The following is a 22,824-nucleotide window of genomic DNA, read 5'->3' on the forward strand; positions in this document are numbered from 1 at the left end:
CCGTACAACGCCCCTGCGCCGGCCAGCGGATCTTCGAGCGATCAAAGATCGGGCAGCACCTGATCTGCCACGCCCCATCCGGCGAGCGCCCGGCTGCTCGCGCGCTCGATCAATTCGGATGTGGCCGACACACTCCAGTTGGCGGCCGTTTTGATCTCGCGCAGTTCCGTCCAGGATACCGGCGCGGCCACGGGTGCGCCTGCACGGGCCCGTGCTGCATAGGGCATGATGGCGGTGGCGCCCCGCTGGTTGCGCAGCCAGTCGATAAAGATGCGGCCCTTGCGCTTGGCTTTGCTCATCGTGGCGACGAAGCGGTCGGGCTCGGCCTGAGCCATCGCGCGGGCGAACCGGTCGGCGAAGCTCTTCACCGCCGGCCACTCCGCCTGCGGGGTCAGCGGCACCACCACATGCACGCCCTTACCCCCTGAAAGCATGGGGAAACTGGTGAGGCCCAGCTCTGCCAGCTGGTTCTTCAGATGCTCGGCGGCTTTCTTGGTGTCCTCGAAATCGAGCCCTTCGTCGGGATCAAGGTCAAAGACCAGGCGATCGGGTTTTTCGAGATGATCGACGCTCGATCCCCAGCCGTGGAACTCGATCGTCCCCATCTGCACGCACGCGACCAGCCCATCGGCATCGTCGACCCACAGGTAATTCTCTGTACTTCCGTCCTTTTCCGTGATCGGCACCTGATGCACATGGTCCCCGAACGACCCCGCGTCATGCTTCTGGAAGAAGCATTTTCGCCCTCGTCCCTGCGGGCAGCGCACCAGGCTGATCGGTCGTCGCGCTACCCACGGCAGCATGATCCCCGACACAGCGGCATAATAATCGGCAAGATCGCCCTTGGTGACGGTCGATTCCGGGAAGATCAGCCGATCGCGGCTGCTCACCTTGATGCTTGTGGCGGGAATGTCGGGCGTTGGCTGCGGTGTTTCGATCACCACGTCCTTGGCGTCCTTGTCGCCGCGCAGGCCCAGAAAGCTGGGATGTCTCAATAGGTTATCCGGCGTCGTCTCGGTAAAGGCGATCTCGGCCACCAGCTTCGGGGCCACCCATCGGGCGTTGCGGACAGCAGCGCGGCCGATGTTCTTGGGCACCTCGACGGTCGGAGTCTTGCGCTCCAGTTTTGCCAGCTTCTCGCTCAGGTCGAGCATGAGCTGGTTCGAAAAACCCGTTCCGACCTTGCCGGCATAGCGCAGCGTGCCATTCTCATGAACACCGAGCAGCAAGGAGCGGAAACCGCGCGACTTGTCGGATGGTGTCCAGCCGACGATGATGAACTCCTGCCGGCGGGTGCACTTGATCTTGAGCCAAGCTTTCGTGCGCGATCCGCGATAGGGCGCATCCGCCTGTTTCGAGACGATCCCCTCCAGCCCCTCCTGGCACATGCGCTCGAACAAATCCTCGCCCGAGCCGATCACATGCTCGCTGAACAGCAAGCGATCCGAACCGGGTATGAGCGGCCGCAGTCGTTCCTTGCGCTGAACATTGGGCATTGGCCGCAGGTCCTCGCCATTCAGCTCCAGCAGGTCGAATCCGAAGAAAGTCATGTCTCCGCCGCTTGAAATGGCGTTCTTCAAGCTCGAGAAATCCGGGTGACCGTTCTTGAACGCGACGATCTCCCCATCGATCAGGGCGTTGTCGACATCCAATTGTGCCGCCGCTGCGGCGATGCCTGCGAACTTGTCGGTCCAATCCAGTCCGTTGCGCGTGTACACCTTTGCCGTTCCGCCACCGATCGCGATGAGCGCGCGATAGCCGTCGTACTTCATCTCGTGCAGCCACGTGGAGCCGGACGGTACGGTGTCGACCAGCGTGCAGAGCTGCGGCTCGGAAAAGTCTGGCGTCTTCAGGCCCGCGGAGGACTTGCGTGCGCGCCGCGGCGCCTTGGCCGTGCTCGGCTTGGCAGCGCCTCGATCGGCTTTGCCGTTGCCGATGTTCTTGCCGCTCCGCCGGCCGCGCTGTGGCGTGGCCGGCTTGCCGTCGGCGATTTCCTGCATCGTTCGGCCAGTGGACACGCTCGTCAGGGCGGTTTCCACCAGCGTGTCGGTGCCGCCCGCATCAGCATCGTCAATCTTTCGAAGCAGCCAGTTCTCGCGCTTCTCCTTGCCCCGGGGCTTTAGCCGGATCAGCAGCCACTCGCCCTTCATCCGCTCGCCGTCGAGAACGAAGTGGAGGTGACCTTTTTCCAGATCCTTGACCGACTTGCCCTTGATTACGGACCAGGTGCCTTGATCCCACAGCATCACGGTTCCGCCGCCATATTCCCCCTTTGGAATCGTACCCTCGAAGGTGGCGTAGCTCAGCGGATGATCCTCGGTCCGTACCGCGAGGCGCTTTTCATTCGGGTCCAGGCTCGGCCCCCGCGTCACGGCCCAGCTTTTCAGCACGCCGTCCACCTCCAGGCGGAAATCCCAATGGAGGCGCGTGGCGTCGTGCTTTTGAACGATGAAGCTGTTGCCATTGCCCGGAGCCAAGGTTCCGGCCGGCTCCGCCGTTTTCGCAAAGTCGCGCTTGGCGTTGTAGAGGGCGAGGGGGTTGTCGCTCACGTCATCACTCCGCTGGGACGCAACTTAGCGCTGGTCGACACGCTTGATCGTGGTGCCGAAATCGCGCTGCCAGCCGGCGTGCCTCGGCCGCACCATCGCGTTGGTCCGCACGGTCAGGCACGCTTCCTCGCAGGCGGCTTCTTGGCTGCAGCCGGTTTCGCTGCGGCTGTTTTGGCGGGAGCTTTTTTCGCCGGAGCCTTTGCCGCGGCAGGTTTCGCAGGCGTCGACGTGCCGCCCGATTTTTCCATAGATTTTTTCAGAGCCGCCATCAGGTCCACGACGTTGGAGGCGGAGCGACCGCCGCTCTCGTCGGTGTCGATGATCTTGCGGTTCGATTTCTGCTTGCGCTTGCGTTCGATCAAATCCTTAAGCGCATCGACATAGCGGTTGTGAAAGTCCTGCGGATCGAAGGCGCCGCTTTTCTTCTCGATCAGCGCTTCTGCGAGCTCCAGCAGATCGTTGTCGGGTTTCTCGTCCGGGATGTCGCGAAAGTAGCTTTGCGCTCGGTTGACCTCGTCTGCGTAGCGGAGCGTTTCCAAGACCATGCCGCGCCCGCATGGTTTCAGGCTGACGACATATTCTCGCCCGCGCATGGCAAGTTGCCCAAGCCCAACCTTTTTGGTGCGCTTCAGCGCTTCTCGCAGAACGATGAAAGCCTCTTCGGCAAGGTCATCCGCCGGAACGACGAAATACGGCTTCTCATAGTAAAGCACGTCAATGTCGCTGGCATCGACGAACTGCGTGAGTTCAAGTGTCTTCTTCGATTCGAGTTTGACCGAATCGATCTCGTCTTGGTCGAGCAGGACGAATTCGTTCTTCTCGACTTCAAAGCCCTTCATGATGTCGTCGGGATCGACCGGGCCAAACCCTTCCGCGACCTTCTCATAATGAATCGGCTTGCCGGTGGGCTCGTGGATTTGCCGGAACTTGATTGCCGCTCCCGACCGGGTGGCGGAATAGATCTCGACCGGAATCGAGACCAGCGCTAGGCGGATCTGTCCCTGCCAATAGGCGCGAGCGGGCATGGTTTGGCCTTTGTCGTTGCGAGGCCGATTCAAATCCCGGCGCGGGGAGTCGTTCCGCGCATTTTCCGGTGCTAAGGCATGGGCCATGACGACCGATCCATTTTCGCTGTTCGAAACCTGGTTCGCTGAAGCCAAGGCGAGCGAGCCGAACGATCCCAATGCCATGGCGCTGGCGACTGCCGACTCAAGCGGGCGGCCTGCCGTGCGCATGGTGCTGCTGAAGGGGCATGGGCCGGACGGCTTTGTTTTCTATACCAACCGGGGCAGCCGAAAAGCAGAGGATCTGGCCGCCAATGCGCAGGCCGCGCTGCTGTTTCACTGGAAGTCCTTGCGACGCCAAATAAGGATCGAGGGCGCCGTCAGCCTCGTCACCGAGGCGGAAAGCGACGCTTACTTTGCGTCGCGCGGGCGTGATTCGCAGCTTGGCGCATGGGCCTCGGAACAATCCCGACCCCTGGCGGCGCGATCGATCTTCGAGGCCCGGTATGAGGCCATGCAGTTCCGCTTCGAGGGCAGCGATGTTCCGCGGCCGCCGCACTGGGGCGGGTATCGCGTGGTACCTGATCGCATCGAATTCTGGCAGGATCGCGCGCATCGCCTGCATGAGCGTCGATTGTTCACGCGCACCGACGCAGATGACGGCGCAACCTGGGTCGAAGGTTTGCTGTATCCATGACTCGTGAAGAACGCCGCCGCGTTATTCCGCTTGCCATGCGCGCGGCGCTGGCAAGCGTTGCCACCGCCTCGTTCCTGCTGATGCTTAAAGGCTATGCAGCCTGGCATACCGGATCGGTGGCGATGCTGGGCAGCTTGGCCGATACGGGGCTTGACCTGCTGGCCAGCCTTGTCACGCTTTATGGTGTGAAGGTTGCCGCCGAGCCTGCGGATCACGACCACCGCTTCGGCCATGGCAAGGCCGAGGCGCTTGCCGCGCTGTTTCAGGTGGTGCTGATTACCGCCTCGGCGATCGGCATCGCGGCGCGGGCGATTGATCGCTTTTCCAACCCGCAGGTGAACCAGGACGCCTCGCTCGGCATTGGCGTCTCCCTGATCGCGATTACTGCGACCTTCGCGCTGCTGGCGTATCAGCGCAGCATCATTCGCCAAACGGGTTCGGTCGCGATCCTGGCCGATAATGTCCACTACCAGTCCGACGTGCTGCTCAACGTGGCTGTTATTGCCGCATTGGTGCTCGATCAGTTCGTCGGAATGGCCGGCGCAGACCCTCTGTTTGGCATTGCCATTGCCTTGTGGCTCGCCTGGGGCGCGTTCCAGGCGTCCAGCCAGGCGATCGACATGCTGATGGACAAGGAGTGGCCGGACGAGCAGCGCGCCGCTTTCATCGAGATTGCCGTGCGCCAGCCTGGCATTCGCGGAATCCACGATTTTCGTACCCGGCGGGCGGGCACGCACGATTTTGCCCAGTTTCACATGGAAGTAGACCGTAATCTCACCATCGCGGCCGCTCACGATATCGTGGAAAGCGTTGAGCGTCGCTTGCGGGACGTTTTCCCGCGTGTGGAGGTTCTGATTCATTTGGACCCCGAGGGGCATGTGGATACTGACAACCCGCTCGTGGAGGCTGACGTGACCCCACATTGGTTCGGAAAGCGCGTATGAGAATTCCCTTTGCCCAGGTCGACGCCTTCGCGGACGAGCCGTTTGCGGGCAATCCCGCTGCGGTGATGCCGCTGTCCGCGTGGCTCGACGATGCGCTGCTCCAGGCGATCGCGGCAGAAAACAACCTGTCCGAAACGGCATTTCTGGTGCCGGCGCAGGGCGACGCGGACTTCGAGCTGCGCTGGTTTACGCCGGCCGCCGAGGTCGCCTTGTGCGGGCATGCGACGCTGGCGAGCGGCCATTTCGTGCTTTCTTCGGACACGACGCGGCACTGGGTGCGCTTTGCCACACGGCAGGCAGGCATCTTGGAAGTGACCCGGCACGGCGCGGGGTACGAGATGGCACTGCCGGCCTGGACTCCACAGCCCAAGGCTTTGGACGACATTGTCGCCGCGCTGGGCGTCGAAGCCAGCGCGACGCTGTGGCACGACAAAGGCTACGCCCTGGTGATCGTTGAGGACGAAGCGGCGGTTCGGGCCGCGGCGCCTGACGCGCGGGCGCTGAAGGCCTTAGGGCCGCTCGTTCACATCGTCGCCGCGCGCGGCGAAACGGCGGAGGTGGTCAGCCGGGTCTTCACCGAATATTTCGACATTCCAGAAGACCCGGTCACGGGATCAGCCCATGCCGTGATGGTGCCTTACTGGACCGAAGTGATGGGAACCAAGAGCTTCTCTGCGTTCCAGGCGAGCGCGCGCGGTGGGCGGATCGGGTGCCGCCTCGAGGGATCTAGAGTGATCCTAACTGGGTCCTGCATCACGGTGATCGAGGGCACGTTCCTGCTGCCCTGACGGTCCTTCAGGATGCCGCGTGTTCATGGTGCTGTAGCGCATCAAGCAGCCAGGCTCGCGCTTTCCGTTTCGGCGATCCACCCGCCGCCGAGGACGCGGTCTCCCTCGTACAACACCGCGGCCTGACCGGGAGCGACGCCGAACTCTGGGGCCTCGAAAACGAGGCGATGGCCGTGTAGCCGAGCAGGTACCGGCCGCGCCATCGAACGGACCTTGGCCGTGAGCGGCCGGTCGAGCGGACCAAGCACGTTCAGATCCGCCAGACGGGCAGCGCCGACCGCGAGCGCGGCGCGTGGTCCAACTATGACTCGGCGAGTCTCTGGCTCCAGCCGGATGACATAAAGCGGCTCTGGCTGGCCGCCGATGTCCAGCCCGCGGCGCTGTCCAACGGTGTAGTGGATAATTCCCTCATGCCGCCCTAGAGTTTGTCCCGAGAGATCAACGATTTCACCCCCAGCCACGGCTGCAGGGCGCAGTTTGCGGACCAATCCGGCATAGTCGCCATCCGGAACAAAGCAGATGTCCTGACTGTCGGGCTTGGCAGCCACGCCCAAGCCCATTTCGGCGGCGATCGCACGTACGCGATCCTTGGGCATGCCGCCGAGCGGGAAGCGCAAAAAATCTAATTGTGCTCCGGTGGTCGCAAACAGAAAGTAACTCTGGTCGCGTGCCGGATCGATGGCGCGATGCAGTTCCGGACCATCAGCGCCGACCATTCGACGCACATAATGGCCGGTTGCAAGACAATCGGCGCCAAGATCGCGCGCCAGCTGGAACAAGTCGGTGAATTTCGGCCCCATGTTGCACTGGACGCAGGGGATGGGCGTGCGCCCGGCGAGATATTCGTCGGCGAACCGGTCAACTACCTGGGATCGGAAGCTGCTTTCGTGGTCAAATACGTAATGTGCGATACCCAACTGATCGCAAACGGCGCGAGCATCACGAATATCACGCCCTGCGCAGCAGGCGCCCGGGCGGGCGGTCGCCTCGCCGTGGTCGTATAACTGCAGCGTGACGCCGATCGTCTCTGCGCCGCTCGCCTTTGCAAGGGCAGCAACGACCGAACTGTCCACCCCGCCGGACATGGCAACCACAATGCGTCGACCGGCAGCGCCGCCGGCCATCTGGAAATCAGCGATTTCGATCACGCCGCATGCGATAGCACATTTCATGTTGATGGCGAACGCAAGCAATCGCCCCGGGCTTTACGGAGCCTTCACTTCATGGCGCGTAGAAGCGTGCTTCCGACGATGAAGCATGAGGAATCGGCGCGAGCGTGGACCTGAGTTTTGCCCTTTTTGATCGCCGCGCGCCTCTGGTTGAGCTTCCGAGCGACCTGGCGGTGCTGCTAGTGGAGATGACGGCGCGGCAGGCCGCGTCACCGACTGCTACCATCTACGCTCGCTCTGCGCGGGTGCGGCTTGACTCGCCCTTGTTTGCTCCAGTTGATGGGGCGTTTAACGGTCCTGTTGCTAAGGTTATAATGCAGTGGAAGGACGAATGAACACCCGTTTGCCGTGCGTCCCCAGGACACCGATACGCGGCGATCGGGCCGTAGTTTCAATTTATGGAGAGGGGGCCCCCGCCCCAAACCGAGGTTAAGCGATGATCGAGAACCAGAAAATTCGTCCGGCCCGCGTGATTGGGCCACTCGGCGAGCCATTGACGCTCGACACGCTGCCGCCTCCCAATACGACCCGCTGGGTGGTTCGGCGCAAGGCTGAAGTAGTGGCCGCGGTGAACGGGGGGCTGCTGACGGTCGACGAAGTGTGCAACCGTTATGGCTTGACGGTTGAGGAGTTCGCCAGTTGGCAGCGTGCGATCGACCGCTCCGGCATGCCCGGTCTGCGGGTGACGCGCATCCAGCATTACAAGTCCTTATACGAGCGCCAGCAGAAGTTCTGACAGGCGGGTTACGCCCCCGGAACAAATATGCCCTGTCGAGAGTCTTTTCCCCAGCACGCGGCCAGTCGGGCCGTTAACGCAGGGGAGTGAGTTATGGGTATTATTCTCTGGTTGATTGTCGGCGGTGTGATTGGCTGGCTGGCCAGCATCATAATGCGTACCGACGCGCAGCAAGGCATTTTTCTGAACATCGTCGTGGGTATCGTCGGCGCGTTCATCGGCGGTCTGGTTATCTCGGGTGGTTCGATCAATAACGCGCCGCTGACGCTTACGTCGTTCCTGGTTTCGCTGCTCGGTGCAGTGATCCTGCTCGCAATCGTTAACCTCGTCCGTCGGGGTAGCGTGCGCTAAGAGCAGGCGAAGAATGGAACAACGGCCGCCCGGCAACGGGCGGCCGTTGTCTTTTGGGGGTAGTGCAGCATCGGCCCCGTCGCGCCGATGCTGCATTGGCACCGTTTACTTCAGCAGAAAACGAACGTTTACCGTCGCACTGACCGTTGTTTCGCCGGCAAGAACCGGCGTTTGTGCGTCTGACGCCATTTCGGCCCTTGCATGAAGAACCGGCGGCCGGGGATTGTTGCCGCGGTCTTCGCCCGATTCTTCAATCGAGACGATCCGGTCTACCCGCAGCCCCGCCGCCTGGGCATAAAGCGCCGCGCGTGCCCGCGCCTGCTTCACCGCTTCGATCCGAGCCGCGTCCAATGCTGCGGCGGGCTTGTCGATCAACATTTGCGGTCCGTCGATCTGGTTGGCGCCGGCCTTTACAAGGGCATCGAGCACGCCACCGCTTTTCGCCACCTCGCGAAACTTCACTGATACGGTGTTCGTCGCCTGGTACCCCGTGATGACTGGCGGCTGGTTCTCGCCGTAGCGATACTGCGGAGACAGGCCGACATTTGCCGTCATGATGTCACGGGACGCGATGCCCGCAGACCGGAGCGCGGCGACGATCCGCTCCATTCGGCCCGAGTTCTCGGCAACCGCGGCCGCCGCCGTCGCGGCCTGTGTCACGACGCCCGCACGGATAACAGCGACGTCCGGCACGCGTGACACCTCACCCGTAGCAGTGATGTTCAACACCGTCGCGTCCGGCAGGATCAGCGGCTGAACGCTGACTTGTGCTGCTGCCGGCGCGGATGCCCCGGCCAGGGCGGCCATCGCCAGTGTGACTATCGAGTAACGCATCAGGCAAAATCTCCGTTGGGAAACGCTTCGGCCCTTCTTGAACACGCCTGATCAACGCAGGCTGAACAGCGGACTGCTTGCTGCCGGTTGGTGAATCTGTCATTCCGCATTCGGGGAAAGCCGGTGCTTGAGCCCGGTGACTTATTCATATAACACAGCTGCAGATCAATGTAGTGCCGGTCGCCGAAAGCCGCCGGAGCGGGATGTAGGGCGCATGAATTATCAAGCCGGCCGGGTAAGTGGGGACACCGTTCTGATCGAGGGGCCGGACGATCCCGTTGCGCGACGGCGTCGGCGCGTCATGATCATTGCCTTGGTCGCCGTTGCTGCGATCGCCGTTGCTGCGTTTTTTCTAATGCGCGGTGGCGAGAAGCCACTAGCGGCGAGCGCTGCGTCCGATCAGGCCCCCCGGGTGACCGTGATTGTTCCCGGACGAGCGGCCGTTGGGCGCACGATCAACGCCAACGGCACGTTGGCTGCTCGGCGCGAAATGCCGGTCGGTGTCGCAGGCGAGGGCGGCATGGTCACCCGGGTTCTGGTGGAGCCGGGCCAATGGGTACAGGCCGGGCAGGTGCTGGCCACGGTTGATCGATCGGTGCAGACCCAGACGGCGCAAAGCCTTGCGGCCCAGGTGAATGTCGCCCAGGCCGACCTGACTCTGGCCCAATCCGAACTGCAACGCGCCCAGCAACTTGTTGATCGCGGCTTCATCAGCGAGGCGGATGTGCAGCGGCGCATCGCGACCCGTGATGCCGCCGCCGCACGATTGAAGGTCGCATCCGCCACCGCCGCTGAGCAGCGCGCCCGCAATCAGCGGCTGGACATTCGCGCGCCCGCCGCCGGACTGGTGCTCACGCGTGAGGTGGAGCCGGGCCAGATCATCAGTTCAGCGTCCGGCACCCTCTTCCGCATGGCCAAGGGTGGCGAGATGGAGATGCGAGCGCAATTGCCGGAGGATGATCTTGTCGCGTTGCCGGTAGGCGCTCGCGCGATGGTGACGCCGGTGGGCAGTAGCCAGTCCTTTGAAGGACAGGTCTGGCAAGTATCGCCGGTGATCGATCCCCAGACGCGCCAAGGCATCGCACGCATCGCGCTACGCTATGATTCAGCGCTGCGGCCGGGCGGCTTCGCCTCCGCGGTGATTGGCGGCGGCGGCGCAACCATGCCGGGGCTGCCGCAGTCGGCAATCCTTAGCGACGAAAAGGGTAATTTCGTCTATGTCGCCGATAAGGACAATGTGGTTCGCCGCCGCGACGTGCGGCTCGGCACGGTAAACGACGATTCCGTAACGATCGCTTCCGGGTTGGACGGCAGCGAGCGTGTGGTAGTTTCCGCAGGCGCATTCCTGAATCCGGGGCAGAAGATTGCCCCGGTTCGGGGCAAGCCGGGAGTGTGACGGCATGAATTTCCGCAATATCTCGGCTTGGTCGATCCGCAATCCGGTTCCCACCATTGTTCTGTTCGTGATCCTGACCGTTGCGGGGATCGTCAGCTTCATCGGCATGGATATCAACCGTGAGCCGGATATCGACTTTCCGGCCGTTGCGGTGGAGATCACCCAGCCGGGCGCAGCGCCGAGCGAGCTGGAAACTCAGATCACACAACGCGTCGAGGCAGCGGTGCGCACGGTTGAAGGCGTCGATGAACTGCAATCCTTCGTCAGCGAAGGCAATTCCACGACGATGGTGCAGCTCGACATCGGGACGCCGGTGGATCGTGCCGTCAACGAGGTGCGCGATGCCGTAACCCAGATCCGGTCGAACCTGCCTGAGGGTATCCTTGAGCCGCAGATCAGCCGCGTAAAGATCAACGACGACGATCTTGGCAGCTATTCGGCCATTGGCACGGACATGACGGTGGAGCAGCTGAGCTGGTACATCGACAATACCGTTTCCAAGGAACTGCTCTCGGTCGAGGGCATGGGCGGCGTCGAGCGTAACGGGGGCGTGGACCGCGAAATCCGCGTGATCCTCGATCCGGGGAAGCTCGCGGCCTATGGCCTGACTGCGACGCAGATCAACCAACAGCTCCGTCAGGTGAATCTGAACGCGGCAGGGGGCCGCGCCGAAGTTGCGGGTGCCGAGCAGTCGGTTCGTGTGCTTGGCAATGCGCAGAACGCCTATGATCTGGGTGAGACGCAGATCATCGCAGGCAATGGACGCACCATCAAGCTGAGCGCTGTAGCCACCGTGCGTGATCTGTATGCCGAGCAGCGCACCGCGGCGGGCGTGGACGGCAAGCCAGTCATCACGTTCGATTTTAAGCGTGCAAAGGGCTATTCGGAAGTCACCGTCTTTCAAGAGGCGCAGAAGAAGCTAGCGGAGCTCGAAAAGCGCAATCCGCAGGTCAAGTTCCAGCTGCGCATCGACGGTTCGAAATATGCCGTCGAGCAATATCAGAGCGCGGTTCAGGCAATGGTCGAGGGCGCTGTGCTCGCCGTGTTCGTCGTATTCCTGTTCCTGCGCGATAAGCGGGCGACCTTCATCTCGGCGCTTGCCATTCCGCTGTCGGCAATCCCGGCCTTTTGGTTCATGGACCTGATGGGCTTCTCGCTGAACAGCATGACGCTGCTCGCGCTCAGCCTTGTCGCCGGCGTGCTGGTCGATGACGCGATCGTGGAGATCGAGAACATCGTCCGGCACATGCGCATGGGCAAATCTGCCTATCAAGCGTCCATCGACGCGGCTGATGAGATCGGGCTTGCCGTGCTGGCAACGACGATGGCGATCGTTGCGGTGTTCTTGCCGGTAGCGCTGATGCCGGGCGTTTCGGGACAGTTTTTCAAGAACTTCGGCATGACCGTGGTTGTCGCCGTGCTGATGAGCCTTGCGGTTGCGCGCATGATCACGCCGATGATCGCCGCCTACTTTCTAAAATCGGCCGGCCCGGAATCGCATGGCGAGGGGCGCCTTATGGACCTCTACATGGTGGTTTTGCGCTGGACACTTGATCCCGGCAAATCACTTGCGGTGCGTGCGCGCGGCGGTCTGCGGCGGCTCACCGGCTACATCCACGACCATCGCATCTGGACGATCGGGATCGGCGGCGTCGCCTTTGTGCTAACCGTGCTGGGTTTCGCCAGCTTGCCGATGCAGTTCCAGCCGTCGATTGATCAGGAGCGCTCGACCGTTACGATCACCATGGCGCCTGGCGCGACGCTGGCGCAGACGCAAAAGGTCGTGAACCAGGTTTATGATCTGCTCAGCCGCCAACCAGAGGTCGAGACGACGTATACCCGGACCTTCGTGGGCAACGGCCGTGTCACCGTTCAGTTCAAGGAAAAACCCAAACTGAACGATCGGATCGGTGCGTTCTTTGGCGGCGATATCGGCGACAAGCGCGAGAAGACTTCTACCGAGTTCGAGCGCTCGCTGGCGCCTGCGCTCGCAAAGATCCCTGACGCGCGCGTGAACTTCCAGTCTCAATTTGGCTGGGGCGACAACAATCGCGACGTGTCGGTCACCTTGGGAAGCGATGATCCCGTGTTGTTGCGGCAGACGGCGGACCGGATCGTGCGCGATATGGCCGGTATTTCCGGCTTCTTGGCGCCCCGGATCGCAGGTGATCTCAATCGGCCGGAGATCGTCATCAAGCCGCGGCTGGACCTTGCCGCTGATTTGGGGGTGACCACCAGCGCGCTCTCCAGCGCTATCCGAATCGCCACTCTCGGCGATATCGACCAGAACAGCGCGCGTTTCTCGCTGAACGATCGCCAAATCCCGATCCGCGTCGCGCTCGATCAATCATCGCGTACGCATATGGCAACGATCCGGAACTTGCCCGTCCCGACGCAAAACGGTGGTTCGGTGCCGCTTTCCGTGGTTGCTGACATCGGCTTCGGGTCAGGTCCGACGAAGATCAACCGGCTGAACCAGCAACGCCAGTTGACCATCGGCGCGGATCTCGCCCCAGGATTGATCCTGTCAGACGCGATGAAGAAGGTGGACCAGCTGCCGTCGATGAAGAACCTGCCGCTGAGCGTGCAGCGTATGAGCGTTGGTCAGGCGAAGTGGCAGATGGAGATGTTGATCAACTTCGTCATCGCCGTGATTGCGGGCGTATTCCTGGTCTTCTCCGTCCTGGTGCTGTTGTACCGCCGCCTGTTGCCACCGCTGGTGAACATGGGCTCGCTGCTGCTGGCCCCACTGGGCGGCGTACTTGCGCTGATCATCACTGGGCATCCGCTTTCCATGCCTGTGTTCATCGGGCTTCTCATGCTGCTGGGCATCGTCGCCAAGAATTCGATCCTGCTGATCGACTTCGCGCTGGAGGAGATGCACGCCGGCGTGCCGATCTATGATGCGGTGGTGGACGCCGGGCACAAGCGCGCCCAACCGATCGTGATGACCACCGTGGCGATGGTCGCCGGCATGGTGCCCACGGCTTTGGCGCTGACCGGCGACGGGGCGTGGCGCGCGCCGATGGGCATCGTCGTGATTGGCGGCCTCATCGTGTCGACGGTGCTGACGCTGCTGATCGTGCCGGCCTCGTTCAGTCTGTCCGTTGGTATCGAGCGTCGCATTGGGCCTTGGCTGGGACGCAAGCTGTTGACCTATCAGCCAGGAGACGACGACGCGCTTGCGATCGATCATGCAGGGCCGAGTGGCACGCTGCCGCCGCCGCGCGGGCGCATCGGCTATCGCGACGGCGACATGCCGGCGGAATGAGGCTTGAACAAACCCCCGTCTGGGGGATTGTTCGGGCATGATCTCTGTTGCGCTACGGCGCCCATTGCCGACTCGCGCGCCCGCCGGGCTGGTGCGCATGCGCGTGATCGCCACTGGCATGCTGATCGCCATGGCAGCAGCCTTTCTGCTCGCCCGGGCGCTGGATGATGTTCATCCCGGCTGGGGATTCGTGCGGGCCTTTGCGGAGGCGGCCATGGTTGGCGGCCTGGCGGACTGGTTTGCGGTGACCGCGCTGTTCCGCCATCCACTCGGGCTTCCGATCCCGCACACCGCCATCATTCCGCAGAACAAGGATCGTATTGGCGATCAACTCGCGGCCTTCCTGCGCGACTATTTTCTGATCCCTCCCGTTGTCGCCCGTCGAATGCGCAGGATGGATGTGGCGAGCGCCGCCGGCCGTTGGTTGGCAAGCCCGTCGGCCGGTGGCAAGCGTGTGACCCGCGGTGCGTCGCGCCTAGCCGTGGAGGTGCTTCAAGCGCTTGATCAGGAGCGGCTCGGCGGGATGGTGCGGGGCGCCATGGTTCAGCAGGTGCGCCGTATCGAGCTGTCGCCTCTCTTAGGCCGGGCGCTTGAAGCTGCCATGGCAGAAAACCGGCACCAGCCCCTGCTGGACGGCGTCGTGCGCTGGGCAGGTCGCGTCCTTGAGGCGAACCAGCAGGTCGTACGCAACATGGTGCATGAGCGGGCTGGCACGATCCTTCGCTGGACGGGCCTTGATGAAACGATCGCAAACAAGATCATCGATGGCCTCGACAAGATGCTGGCGGACATGGCGGAGCAACCCGATCACCCGCTGCGCACCAAGGCGGAGGAGGGGCTGGCGACCCTGGCCCGGGATCTCCAGCACAAGCCGGAAATGCAGGAGCGAGTCGAATCGTTGAAGCACGCATTGCTGGAAAACCCCGCGATGCAAAGCTGGATCAACGGCCTATGGGAGCAGGCACGCCAAGCCATGTTGCGCGCCGCCCGCGATCCCGAACGGCTCCTGTCGGGCGGGATAGGCGACATGCTCCGCCAGCTTGGACAGACCCTGGAAGATGATGCGCGGCTTCGTAATACGCTGAACCGCTATATTCGCCGGGTCGCGGTGGGTACGGCGGCGGACTATGGCGACGTCATCGTGGGGCTGGTATCCGAGACGGTGCGCGGCTGGGATGCGCAAACCATTACTCAACGGCTGGAACATTCGGTTGGCAAAGACCTCCAGTTCATCAGGATCAACGGAACGTTGGTGGGCGGGGCCGTCGGCCTCGTGATCCACTCAATTGACGTGCTGCTCTGACCCGAAGCTTCCCATTTCTATTTTTCAGCGAAAGGCGCGTTGAGCGCCTTGAACGCAGCGTAGCGCTAGTCATGCAACAAGCGGTGGCACTGCACGTTCGTCTTGCCGAGCTGCGGAGTTTTCCGCAAAGGGTGGGGAATGGGCAGATTGGCCGAATTCAGCGAGGAAGAAGGCAAGCTGCGCTTTACCGGCGACTTGCTGCTCGCCCGGCTGGGCGATCTTCCCGGCCGACTTGACGCAGTCGCTGCTCCGGTGTCGCAGCTTGATCTCTCCGACGTCGGTCGAATGGACACGATCGGCGCATGGGTCGTGTATCGCTTTGCCAAAAAGCAAGGCGCCCAGATCACCGGCTTGACGACGGAGAACCAGCGCCTTCTCGACCAAGTCGGAAGTGCGGATCAACCAGTCTCGACCCGGCCGGTCTATGTCAGCCCATTCAACCGTGTCCTCGGCGAGGTCGGGGAAGCGGTGATCATGTCCGGCCGGACCTTAGTTGGCCTTCTCGGCTTCCTCGGCGCCACGGTGCTGGCTTTTATCAACGTGCTCCGTCATCCGCGCCGCTTCCGTTTCAATGCCACTGTGCAGCGGTTCGAAGTGGTCGGCGTCTCAGCGCTCGGCATCATCGGGTTGATGAGCTTCTTGATCGGGATCGTCATCGCTCAGCAAGGCGCTGTCCAGTTGCGGCAATTCGGCGCTGAGGTGTTCACGATCAATCTCATTGGCCGCATCACCCTGCGCGAGCTCGGCGTGTTGATGACGGCGATCATGGTCGCGGGGCGATCAGGCTCTGCATTCGCGGCTCAGCTAGGCACAATGAAACTCACGGAGGAAGTGGATGCCATGCGCACCATTGGCGTTTCGCCGATGGAAGCGCTGGTGCTGCCGCGGACCATCGCCGCAATCGTCCTCATGCCGCTGCTGGGCTTCTACGCGTCGCTGATCTCCATTATCGGAGGCGGCCTGTTGTGCTGGTGGCAGCTGGAAATCCCGCCTGTTACCTATATCGCGCGCCTGCGTGAGGTTGTGCCCATCACCGATCTTTACGTGGGCCTCATCAAGGCCCCGGTTTTTGGCGCGATTATCGCGGTCGCGGGCTGCTTCCAGGGCATGCAGGTGGAGGGTGATGCGGAGCAGGTCGGCACGCGGACGACGGCCGCGGTCGTTCAAGCGATCTTCCTCGTGATCGTGCTCGACGCATTCTTCGCGATTTTCTTTGAGCGGATCGGCTGGATCTGATGGCCAGTTCTGAGAACATCATCGAGGTCCGCGGTCTCAAGAACGCGTTCGGGACGCAAGTCGTCCATGAGAACCTCGATCTTGACGTGCGTCGCGGTGAGATCCTCGGCGTGGTTGGCGGTTCCGGCACCGGCAAGTCCGTATTGATGCGTTCGATCGTCGGTCTCCAAGGCGCGGCGGCCGGAGAGGTCAGCGTGTTTGGAGAGCCGACGCTCGGCCGCGAAGAGATAGATGCGATCGAAATCCGCAAGCGCTGGGGCGTTCTGTTTCAGGGCGGCGCGCTCTTCTCGACGCTTACGGTGGCGGAGAATGTGCAGGTTCCGCTGCGTGAGTTCTACCCCAACCTCGATCTGACCCTGTTGGACGAAATCGCGTCTTTCAAAGTGATGATGACGGGTCTTCCCGCTGATGCAGGGCCGAAATATCCGGCAGAATTGTCCGGCGGGATGAAGAAGCGGGCGGGTCTGGCCCGGGCGCTGGCGCTTGATCCGGAGCTTTTGTTCCTGGATGAGCCGACCGCCGGATTGGACCCCATCGGTGCGGCAGCGTTCGATGAACTCACCAAGTCGCTCCAGAAGACGCTTGGCCTCACGGTTTTCCTGATCACACACGATCTCGACACCCTATATGCCATCTGTGATCGCGTTGCCGTGCTGGCGGACAAACGCGTCATCGCAGTTGGAACGATCGACGAATTGCTCGCGCTGGATCACCCATGGATTCAGGAATATTTTCGTGGGCCACGGGGCCGCGCCGCTGTGGCAACGCGGGACGCGGCGGCAAGCGCAACGGCAAAGGCAGGAACTGACTGATGGAAACCCGTTCCAACCATGTACTGGTGGGCGCCGTCGTGCTGATCCTGCTGGCGGTGCTGGCGCTGTTTACCGCTTGGATTGCGCGGCTCGGTGGCACCAAGCAGAATGAGTACGATATCTTCTTCAAACAATCGGTCGACGGGCTCGCGCGGGGATCGCAGGTCACCTATTCCGGTGTGCCATCCGGGCAGGTGAAATCGATCCAGCTGTGGCGCAATGATCCGCAGTTCGTCCGCGTCCGCATCGAGGTCAGCAACGAAACGCCGATCCTTCAGGGCACAGCGGCGACGATCCAGGGCAGCTTCACCGGCACAAGCACTGTCAGCCTTGATGGTGCGCGTAAGGGTGCGGCGCCGATCGTCTGTCCGGAAAACGATAACGGTCAACAATGTCCCTATGGTGTGCCGGTCATCCCGACGCGTACTGGCGGCCTCGGTGCGATCCTGAATTCTGCGCCACAGTTGCTGGAGCGCTTGTCCACACTGACGGAGCGCCTAACCGGGCTGCTCACGGATCGGAACCAGGCTTCTATTGCGGGCATATTGGAGAATACCAACCGCTTGACTGATGCGCTGGCGGATCGTGGTCCGGAGATTGCCGCAACCTTGGCGCAGACCCGCATCGCCATTCAGCAGGCGGGCGATGCGGCCCAGCAGATCGGCGAACTTGCTGCCACTTCCAACGGCGTGCTGGCGGACGATGTTCGGCCGACGATTGTCAATCTGAACGAAACGATCCGATCGGCGAGGCAGAGCACGGAAACACTGAATAGCGCGTTCCAAGACGCTCGGCCGGGCCTGCAAACCTTCTCCAAGCAGACGGTCCCGGAGATCAACCAGTTGGTGCTTGATCTTCGGCAAATGTCCGCGGCGCTGGCGTCGGTCGCGGAGAAGGTGGATCGCCAAGGCGCTGGATCGCTGATCGGGCAGCAGAAGCTGCCGGACTATAAGGGCAAGTGAGGACGGATATGAAGAAGCTCCTGATCGGTCTTGCCCTCCTGCCGCTCGCCGGATGCATCAGCTTCGGTGCGGAGGTGCCCGAGTCTTTGCTGAGCCTCACGGCTACCGAACAGGTGCCGGTGGGCCAGGCGCAATCCTCGGCAGGCGCGCGCACGGTGACCATCCAAGTGCCCACCGTGCCGCAGTCCCTGGCGAACAACCGCGTGCCGGTGCAGGCGACTGCAACGGACGTCGCTTATGTCAAGAATGCGCAGTGGGTGGAGCCGCCCGCGCGGCAGTTTGCACGGCTGCTCTCGGACACGGTTGGCGCAAGAACTGGTCGCGTCGTTATGTCCGGCGCACAGTCGCTGGCGGATCCGGGTGCGCGGCTAGCCGGTGAATTACGGACCTTCGGGATCGACGCTGCCTCCTCGTCCGCTGTTGTTACCTATGACGCCGCGCTAGTGCGCGATGAAGGCGCGGCGCTGGAGAAGCGCCGCTTCGAAGCGCGGGTGCCGGTGTCTGTGATCGAACCTGCGCCCGTGGGTGCTGCGCTCAACCAGGCCGCCAATCAGGTCGCTGGCGAAGTGGCGGACTGGGTAGGCCGCTAGGGTCGCGTGAGCGGCAAGCGGAGCCGCTCAGCACCACGGCCCATTCGACCGACGTACATGCGTGTCGTTTAAACAAGCGGCAGACCGCCTCTTACCCTCCAGATACGGTGGGGAGCGGGGCGGCGCACTTGCTTACTCTGCCAAGGTTTTTGCTAGATCAAACAGGTAGTCGCGTCCCTCGTACAAGGAGGCGATCCGAATACGCTCATCAAGGCCGTGGGTACCGTTGAGGTCCGGCTCGAGAAACAGGCCTGGTACGCCATAGACCGGCATGTTCAGGATGCCGAAAAAGACGCCGTCGGTCGCGCCCGTAGACATCATCGGTACCACCGGAACGCCAGGAAAATGCTTGGCGGCGAGCGTTCGGACAGGCTCCATGATCTTCGGATCGAGCGGTGGCGGAACGGCGATCGGGCGAACTGGCTTGTTGACTGTGACGGTCACCTTGGGACCAGCCAGTTCCTGCAACTTGACGAGCGTTCCCGCCACCGTCTCACCCGGAAAGATGCGACAGTTCACATTCGCCGTGGCGCGCTGTGGAAGAGCATTCTCGGCGTGGCCAGCGTTGACGAGCGTCGCGACGCATGTCGTGCGCAGCGTCGAGTGCAGCACCTTGTCACGGCTGACGATCGCATCGGCGCTTTGATCCCTGGGGTTCACCATCAGCCGTTTGATGGCCGCGGACGTCGGAGATGGCAGCGCTTTCAAACTCGCGGCGAAGAAGGCGCGGGTCGTATCTGAAAACTTGATCGGAAACTCATAGCCTTGCACCCGCTTCAGCGCGTCTGCGAGGTGATAGATTGCATTGTCAGGCGTCGGCGCGGAGCTGTGCCCGCCGGGGTTGGTGGCGGCGAAGGTAAAGTTCTGCGCGGCTTTCTCGCCGACCTGGATGGCGAGCGTCTGGCGCTTTCCGCGCTGGTCGAGACGCCCGCCCCCGCCTTCGTTCAGCACGAAGTCGGCTCGCACCAGCTCGGGACGGTTCTTGGCCAGCCATTCCGCGCCGTTGAAGGCGTAAGTCGTTTCCTCGCCGCAGGTGAGCGCCAGCTTGACGGTGCGTTTCGGACGAAAGCTCTCCTGCCGGAAGCGGATCATGGCATCGGCCCAGATTGCTGACATCGCTTTGTCGTCAACGGCGCCGCGCGCGTAATAGAAGCCGCCTTCTTCCACGAGCTTGAACGGGTCGCGTTGCCAATCGTCACGCTTAGCGGCGACCACGTCGAGGTGGCCGAGCAAAAGCATCGCGCCAAGACTCGGATCGGATCCGGGAAGGATGGCGACTACTCCGCCGTCCTCGGGATGCTCGGGCGTGGAGAAGAGGACAAGGTTGTCATCGGAATAGCCGGCGGTCTTCATCCGCGTGGCGATCTGCTGCGCGGCACGGGTGCAGCTTCCCTCGCGCACCACCGTGTTGGTTTCGACCAGTTCCTTGTACAGATCGAAGAAGGGCTTTTCGTCCGAGCGGTTCTGCGCTGTTGCCGTTGGCGCCAGGCTCAATCCTGCCAATGCCAATGCTATAGCCCGCACGTTGACCGGCATTCGGCTCTCCCTTTTCGTTTAGGTGCCGATGCTTGCAGGGAAAAGGCGCAGACGCAACGCTGCAAAGGGCGGGAACACAGTCGCTGCGGGAATACACGCCTGACGATCAGCGAGCGGGGTTTTCCTGCTCCGGCGCTGATGCAACGTCCGGCGTTTCCAAGTGTGTTGACAGCGCTGTCTGTGCCGCGCCAGAAATGGTGCCGACGATGGCTGCCGTTTCCAAGGCGTCAAGCGCGCGGGTCGCCGCAACGTAGCGGCGCGCGGCATTTGTCCAATTCACCGCCTGCGCGCCGCCCGGAAGTCGCGCGACCTCTTCCAATGCAGCGTCCACCCGGCCGACATCTATCAAGCGACGTGCCCGCATCAGCCGCTCCGACGGGATCGCCGACGGCAGGTTTGCGTCGCGCAGCACGATCAGGTGGCGCAACTCGTCGAGCAGGCCATCAAACCAGTGCCGTGTCCCGGGATTGAGCAGCAACGGGGCGTTCGCATCCAGCGCTTCACGAAGCCCTTCCAGCGTCACGGGATCCTGACCCACCTGGACAATGGTATCGACAGCTTGCGGCTGGGTGCTGCCGAAACGCTGATGAAGCTGCTCTTCGAGGTAGCCGAGCGGCCTGCCGCGCTCAATGGCGCGTCGTGCGGCAAATGCCACGAGAATCGCTTCGGCGCGGGCCGCGCGATCGGCCGAGGCTGACACGTCGAGTTTCATGCCGGCTGCGCGTCCTTCGAGCGCCGCCAGTTGAGCAGCAAGCGCGCTTTCGCGCGTGGCGAGCGTCACGGCATCGACCGGCCCGAGCATCGCTGCGCCAGACTGCGCAGGAGGCGCTTCACGCGGGGTCGCCGTCGGTGAGGCAACAGGCCCGGCTGGCTGCTGCCACCAGCCCGGCCCCTCCTGCACCGAAAACCACATCAACCCGAAGCCGACAACAAGAGCCAGCACCACGAACACGGTGATCAGGCCAACTCGCGACCGGCGCGGAGCGGGATCGAGCGGCACAGCTTCGTCCATGAGCGCCTTATCCCCGGCGGATGGTTACGGGTCAATCGCGAGTGTGCAGGCGATCTCCACAAGCGCAGCGTCATTCGGCTTTGGCGCAACCATGATGCGGTTCCAACCGGTGCCTGCCGCAGCCGCCACGGCTTCACTGATCGCAGCCAGCCGTATGGTTTCTACAGGAACAGCATCCCGTTCCAGCAATTCACGGAATACCGACGCCGCACGCGACGAGTGAACCAGCGCAACAGTGTCCACCGCGGCTTTCAGCGCACTTAGCGGCGGGATCAGTGGATTGCTGGCATAGACTGGCAGGTCGGTCACCCCCTCCAGTACCGTCCGGTCGCGCGCCGCTAGCCGCAGAATGCGGCGCCAGCCCTTCTGATGAGCAAGGGCGAGCGCTTGTGCGCCGTTGCCCTTGCCGACGGCTGCCACAACGAACCCAGCCTCGCGTGCCGCGGCCGCGGTGCCATTGCCAACCGCCACAACAGGGAGGGCCCGTAATGCGGACAGTCCAGCTCCGGCGTGGCGCACGGCATTGGCGCTCGTCAGCAGCAAGGCATCATAGCGGTCGCTCGGGGGCGTCCAGTCGATTGCCGTTGTTTCAAAAAGTGGCATTTGCAGGGTGGGCAGTCCCGCCGCTGCCAGCCGCTCAGCGGTGGTACGACCGCCCGGCTCTGGACGGAGGACCAATGCGGTACGCGTCACCCGCCGAACAGTCGCCGGATGGTTGGAGGTGCGCGCTCCAGCAGATCAGCGGCGAGCGCGGCCGCGAGCGGATCGCCAGCAGGTCCGCTCATGCTGCCGGTGACATGTGCGGTTCCATCTTCGTCCAGCAACTCGGCGGTCAGGGTGATTTCACCGTCTTGCCAAGCTGCAAGCGCCGCCACAGGCGAATGGCACGTAGCGCCAAGGGCGGCGAGCAATGCGCGCTCGGTGAGCACGCAGCGGTGCGTTTCTGCGCAGTCGATCACTTTGATCAAATCGCGTGCTGGCCCTTCCCGCAAGGTCTCGACGCCGACGGCCCCCTGGGCAGGGGCGGGAAGCGTCATATCGACGGAAAGCGGGATGCCGGTGTCGTGCCGCTCCAATCGCTCGAGGCCAGCGGCGGCCAGCAAGGTCGCGTCTACGTCGCCAACCGCCAGCTTGCCCAATCGCGAGTCGACGTTGCCACGAAGCAAGACAATGCGCAGGTCAGGCCTCCGCCGCAGCAACTGAGCGCGGCGGCGCGGCGAGCTTGTGCCTACCACCGCGCCTTGCGGAAGCGCCTCGATCGACTCAGCACCGATCAGGCGATCACGCACGTCGGCGCGTGGCAGCACCGCCGCGATTGCAATGTCGGCGGGCCGGATCGTTTCCACGTCCTTCATTGAGTGGACGCAGGCATCGACCTCGCCCGCAAGTAGTGCGCGATCCAGCTCTTTGGTCCAAAGTGCTTTACCGCCGATTTCCGCCAGCGCGCGATCCTGAACCCGGTCGCCCGTGGTGCGAACCACGACAATCTCGACATCATCCCAGCCGTGGGCCGCCATCAGCGCATCGCGTACCATTCCCGCCTGCGTCAGAGCGAGCGGCGAGCCGCGCGTACCAAGCCTGAAGGTCTTTGCCATCGGTTTAATCGTACTCAGCCGTTCGGGAGATGAGTGCTA

The 22,824-nt window shown here is 62.8% G+C and carries 20 protein-coding genes; 12 read left to right on the top strand and 8 right to left on the bottom strand.

Annotated features, from left to right (window positions below; genetic code table 11):
• Positions 1-41: 41 nt before the first annotated feature.
• The gene (gene ligD / locus SPMU_RS00140; RefSeq protein ID WP_088330743.1) at positions 42-2,549 is read right to left on the bottom strand and encodes a DNA ligase D; all 2,508 of its coding nucleotides are present in this window, start codon (positions 2,547-2,549) and stop codon (positions 42-44) included.
• 113 nt (positions 2,550-2,662) lie between these two features.
• The gene (gene ku, locus SPMU_RS00145) at positions 2,663-3,574 is read right to left on the bottom strand and encodes a non-homologous end joining protein Ku (protein ID WP_088330745.1); all 912 of its coding nucleotides are present in this window, start codon (positions 3,572-3,574) and stop codon (positions 2,663-2,665) included.
• 85 nt (positions 3,575-3,659) lie between these two features.
• Between ku and pdxH the strand changes: the two genes are divergently transcribed.
• The 3 genes from pdxH to SPMU_RS00160 are packed head-to-tail and all read left to right on the top strand — an operon-like array spanning position 3,660 to position 5,982.
• Entirely contained in the window at positions 3,660-4,250 is a 591-nt protein-coding gene (pdxH, locus tag SPMU_RS00150; protein ID WP_088330750.1) for a pyridoxamine 5'-phosphate oxidase, read from the top strand.
• Positions 4,247-5,194: a cation diffusion facilitator family transporter gene (locus SPMU_RS00155; RefSeq protein WP_088330752.1), complete on the top strand. Its 948-nt coding sequence runs from the start codon at positions 4,247-4,249 to the stop codon at positions 5,192-5,194. Before pdxH ends, SPMU_RS00155 begins: the two co-directional genes overlap by 4 nt.
• Complete coding sequence (locus tag SPMU_RS00160; RefSeq protein ID WP_088330754.1) at positions 5,191-5,982, top strand: PhzF family phenazine biosynthesis protein; 792 nt, start codon at positions 5,191-5,193, stop codon at positions 5,980-5,982. Before SPMU_RS00155 ends, SPMU_RS00160 begins: the two co-directional genes overlap by 4 nt.
• Positions 5,983-6,023: 41 nt before the next feature.
• Here SPMU_RS00160 and mnmA read toward each other — a convergent pair whose 3' ends face one another.
• Entirely contained in the window at positions 6,024-7,127 is a 1,104-nt protein-coding gene (gene mnmA / locus SPMU_RS00165; protein WP_088333054.1) for a tRNA 2-thiouridine(34) synthase MnmA, read from the bottom strand.
• 460 nt (positions 7,128-7,587) lie between these two features.
• Between mnmA and sciP the strand changes: the two genes are divergently transcribed.
• Both sciP and SPMU_RS00180 read left to right on the top strand, forming a co-directional pair.
• On the top strand, positions 7,588-7,887 hold the full coding sequence (gene sciP / locus SPMU_RS00175; RefSeq protein WP_088330758.1) for a CtrA inhibitor SciP: 300 nt from the start codon (positions 7,588-7,590) through the stop codon (positions 7,885-7,887).
• A 93-nt stretch (positions 7,888-7,980) separates the two neighbouring features.
• Positions 7,981-8,238 carry a GlsB/YeaQ/YmgE family stress response membrane protein gene (locus SPMU_RS00180; protein ID WP_088330760.1) on the top strand — a complete coding sequence of 86 codons (258 nt, stop codon included), beginning with the start codon at positions 7,981-7,983 and terminating at the stop codon, positions 8,236-8,238.
• 105 nt (positions 8,239-8,343) lie between these two features.
• On the opposite strand, the gene SPMU_RS00185 is transcribed toward SPMU_RS00180, so the two are convergent.
• Positions 8,344-9,072 carry an SIMPL domain-containing protein gene (locus SPMU_RS00185; RefSeq protein ID WP_088330762.1) on the bottom strand — a complete coding sequence of 243 codons (729 nt, stop codon included), beginning with the start codon at positions 9,070-9,072 and terminating at the stop codon, positions 8,344-8,346.
• A gap of 214 nt (positions 9,073-9,286) precedes the next feature.
• Here SPMU_RS00185 and SPMU_RS00190 point away from each other — a divergent pair, with 214 nt between their 5' ends.
• From SPMU_RS00190 to SPMU_RS00220, 7 genes are all read left to right on the top strand, one after another.
• Positions 9,287-10,468, top strand: coding sequence for an efflux RND transporter periplasmic adaptor subunit (locus tag SPMU_RS00190; protein ID WP_088330764.1), 1,182 nt, complete (start codon positions 9,287-9,289; stop codon positions 10,466-10,468).
• A 4-nt stretch (positions 10,469-10,472) separates the two neighbouring features.
• Positions 10,473-13,739: an efflux RND transporter permease subunit gene (locus tag SPMU_RS00195; RefSeq protein ID WP_088330766.1), complete on the top strand. Its 3,267-nt coding sequence runs from the start codon at positions 10,473-10,475 to the stop codon at positions 13,737-13,739.
• A gap of 37 nt (positions 13,740-13,776) precedes the next feature.
• Positions 13,777-15,042, top strand: coding sequence for a DUF445 domain-containing protein (locus SPMU_RS00200; RefSeq protein WP_211275679.1), 1,266 nt, complete (start codon positions 13,777-13,779; stop codon positions 15,040-15,042).
• A gap of 138 nt (positions 15,043-15,180) precedes the next feature.
• Positions 15,181-16,278 carry an ABC transporter permease gene (locus SPMU_RS00205; RefSeq protein WP_088330768.1) on the top strand — a complete coding sequence of 366 codons (1,098 nt, stop codon included), beginning with the start codon at positions 15,181-15,183 and terminating at the stop codon, positions 16,276-16,278.
• The gene (locus SPMU_RS00210; protein WP_088330770.1) at positions 16,278-17,090 is read left to right on the top strand and encodes an ABC transporter ATP-binding protein; all 813 of its coding nucleotides are present in this window, start codon (positions 16,278-16,280) and stop codon (positions 17,088-17,090) included. The genes SPMU_RS00205 and SPMU_RS00210 overlap by 1 nt, the downstream gene beginning before the upstream one ends.
• Entirely contained in the window at positions 17,090-18,052 is a 963-nt protein-coding gene (locus tag SPMU_RS00215) for an MlaD family protein (protein WP_088330772.1), read from the top strand. The genes SPMU_RS00210 and SPMU_RS00215 overlap by 1 nt, the downstream gene beginning before the upstream one ends.
• Before the next feature lie 8 nt (positions 18,053-18,060).
• Positions 18,061-18,642 (top strand): ABC-type transport auxiliary lipoprotein family protein, encoded by a 582-nt coding sequence (locus SPMU_RS00220; RefSeq protein WP_088330774.1) that lies wholly within the window; start codon positions 18,061-18,063, stop codon positions 18,640-18,642.
• A 132-nt stretch (positions 18,643-18,774) separates the two neighbouring features.
• Here the strand turns inward: SPMU_RS00220 and SPMU_RS00225 are convergent, their stop codons facing one another.
• The 4 genes from SPMU_RS00225 to hemC form a co-directional block, all read right to left on the bottom strand.
• Entirely contained in the window at positions 18,775-20,178 is a 1,404-nt protein-coding gene (locus SPMU_RS00225) for a M20/M25/M40 family metallo-hydrolase (RefSeq protein ID WP_088330776.1), read from the bottom strand.
• Between the two features lie 106 nt (positions 20,179-20,284).
• Complete coding sequence (locus tag SPMU_RS00230; protein WP_088330778.1) at positions 20,285-21,190, bottom strand: hypothetical protein; 906 nt, start codon at positions 21,188-21,190, stop codon at positions 20,285-20,287.
• 24 nt (positions 21,191-21,214) lie between these two features.
• Positions 21,215-21,868 (bottom strand): uroporphyrinogen-III synthase, encoded by a 654-nt coding sequence (locus tag SPMU_RS00235; RefSeq protein ID WP_245832635.1) that lies wholly within the window; start codon positions 21,866-21,868, stop codon positions 21,215-21,217.
• An 11-nt stretch (positions 21,869-21,879) separates the two neighbouring features.
• Positions 21,880-22,785, bottom strand: coding sequence for a hydroxymethylbilane synthase (gene hemC, locus SPMU_RS00240; protein WP_088330782.1), 906 nt, complete (start codon positions 22,783-22,785; stop codon positions 21,880-21,882).
• Positions 22,786-22,824: the final 39 nt, after the last annotated feature.

The sequence above is a fragment of the Sphingomonas mucosissima genome (assembly GCF_002197665.1).
Classification (GTDB): domain Bacteria; phylum Pseudomonadota; class Alphaproteobacteria; order Sphingomonadales; family Sphingomonadaceae; genus Sphingomonas; species Sphingomonas mucosissima.

Bases quoted from the DNA above. Each gene is read 5' to 3' on its own strand.
- SPMU_RS00155 (WP_088330752.1), top strand. From the start codon at position 4,247: ATGACTCGTGAAGAACGCCGCCGCGTTATTCCGCTTGCCATGCGCGCG.
- sciP (WP_088330758.1), top strand. From the start codon at position 7,588: ATGATCGAGAACCAGAAAATTCGTCCGGCCCGCGTGATTGGGCCACTC.
- SPMU_RS00185 (WP_088330762.1), bottom strand. From the start codon at position 9,072: ATGCGTTACTCGATAGTCACACTGGCGATGGCCGCCCTGGCCGGGGCA.
- SPMU_RS00160 (WP_088330754.1), top strand. From the start codon at position 5,191: ATGAGAATTCCCTTTGCCCAGGTCGACGCCTTCGCGGACGAGCCGTTT.
- ku (WP_088330745.1), bottom strand. From the start codon at position 3,574: ATGCCCGCTCGCGCCTATTGGCAGGGACAGATCCGCCTAGCGCTGGTC.
- SPMU_RS00230 (WP_088330778.1), bottom strand. From the start codon at position 21,190: ATGGACGAAGCTGTGCCGCTCGATCCCGCTCCGCGCCGGTCGCGAGTT.
- hemC (WP_088330782.1), bottom strand. From the start codon at position 22,785: ATGGCAAAGACCTTCAGGCTTGGTACGCGCGGCTCGCCGCTCGCTCTG.
- SPMU_RS00225 (WP_088330776.1), bottom strand. From the start codon at position 20,178: ATGCCGGTCAACGTGCGGGCTATAGCATTGGCATTGGCAGGATTGAGC.
- SPMU_RS00220 (WP_088330774.1), top strand. From the start codon at position 18,061: ATGAAGAAGCTCCTGATCGGTCTTGCCCTCCTGCCGCTCGCCGGATGC.
- SPMU_RS00215 (WP_088330772.1), top strand. From the start codon at position 17,090: ATGGAAACCCGTTCCAACCATGTACTGGTGGGCGCCGTCGTGCTGATC.
- SPMU_RS00200 (WP_211275679.1), top strand. From the start codon at position 13,777: ATGATCTCTGTTGCGCTACGGCGCCCATTGCCGACTCGCGCGCCCGCC.
- SPMU_RS00205 (WP_088330768.1), top strand. From the start codon at position 15,181: ATGGGCAGATTGGCCGAATTCAGCGAGGAAGAAGGCAAGCTGCGCTTT.
- SPMU_RS00210 (WP_088330770.1), top strand. From the start codon at position 16,278: ATGGCCAGTTCTGAGAACATCATCGAGGTCCGCGGTCTCAAGAACGCG.
- SPMU_RS00190 (WP_088330764.1), top strand. From the start codon at position 9,287: ATGAATTATCAAGCCGGCCGGGTAAGTGGGGACACCGTTCTGATCGAG.
- pdxH (WP_088330750.1), top strand. From the start codon at position 3,660: ATGACGACCGATCCATTTTCGCTGTTCGAAACCTGGTTCGCTGAAGCC.
- SPMU_RS00195 (WP_088330766.1), top strand. From the start codon at position 10,473: ATGAATTTCCGCAATATCTCGGCTTGGTCGATCCGCAATCCGGTTCCC.
- SPMU_RS00180 (WP_088330760.1), top strand. From the start codon at position 7,981: ATGGGTATTATTCTCTGGTTGATTGTCGGCGGTGTGATTGGCTGGCTG.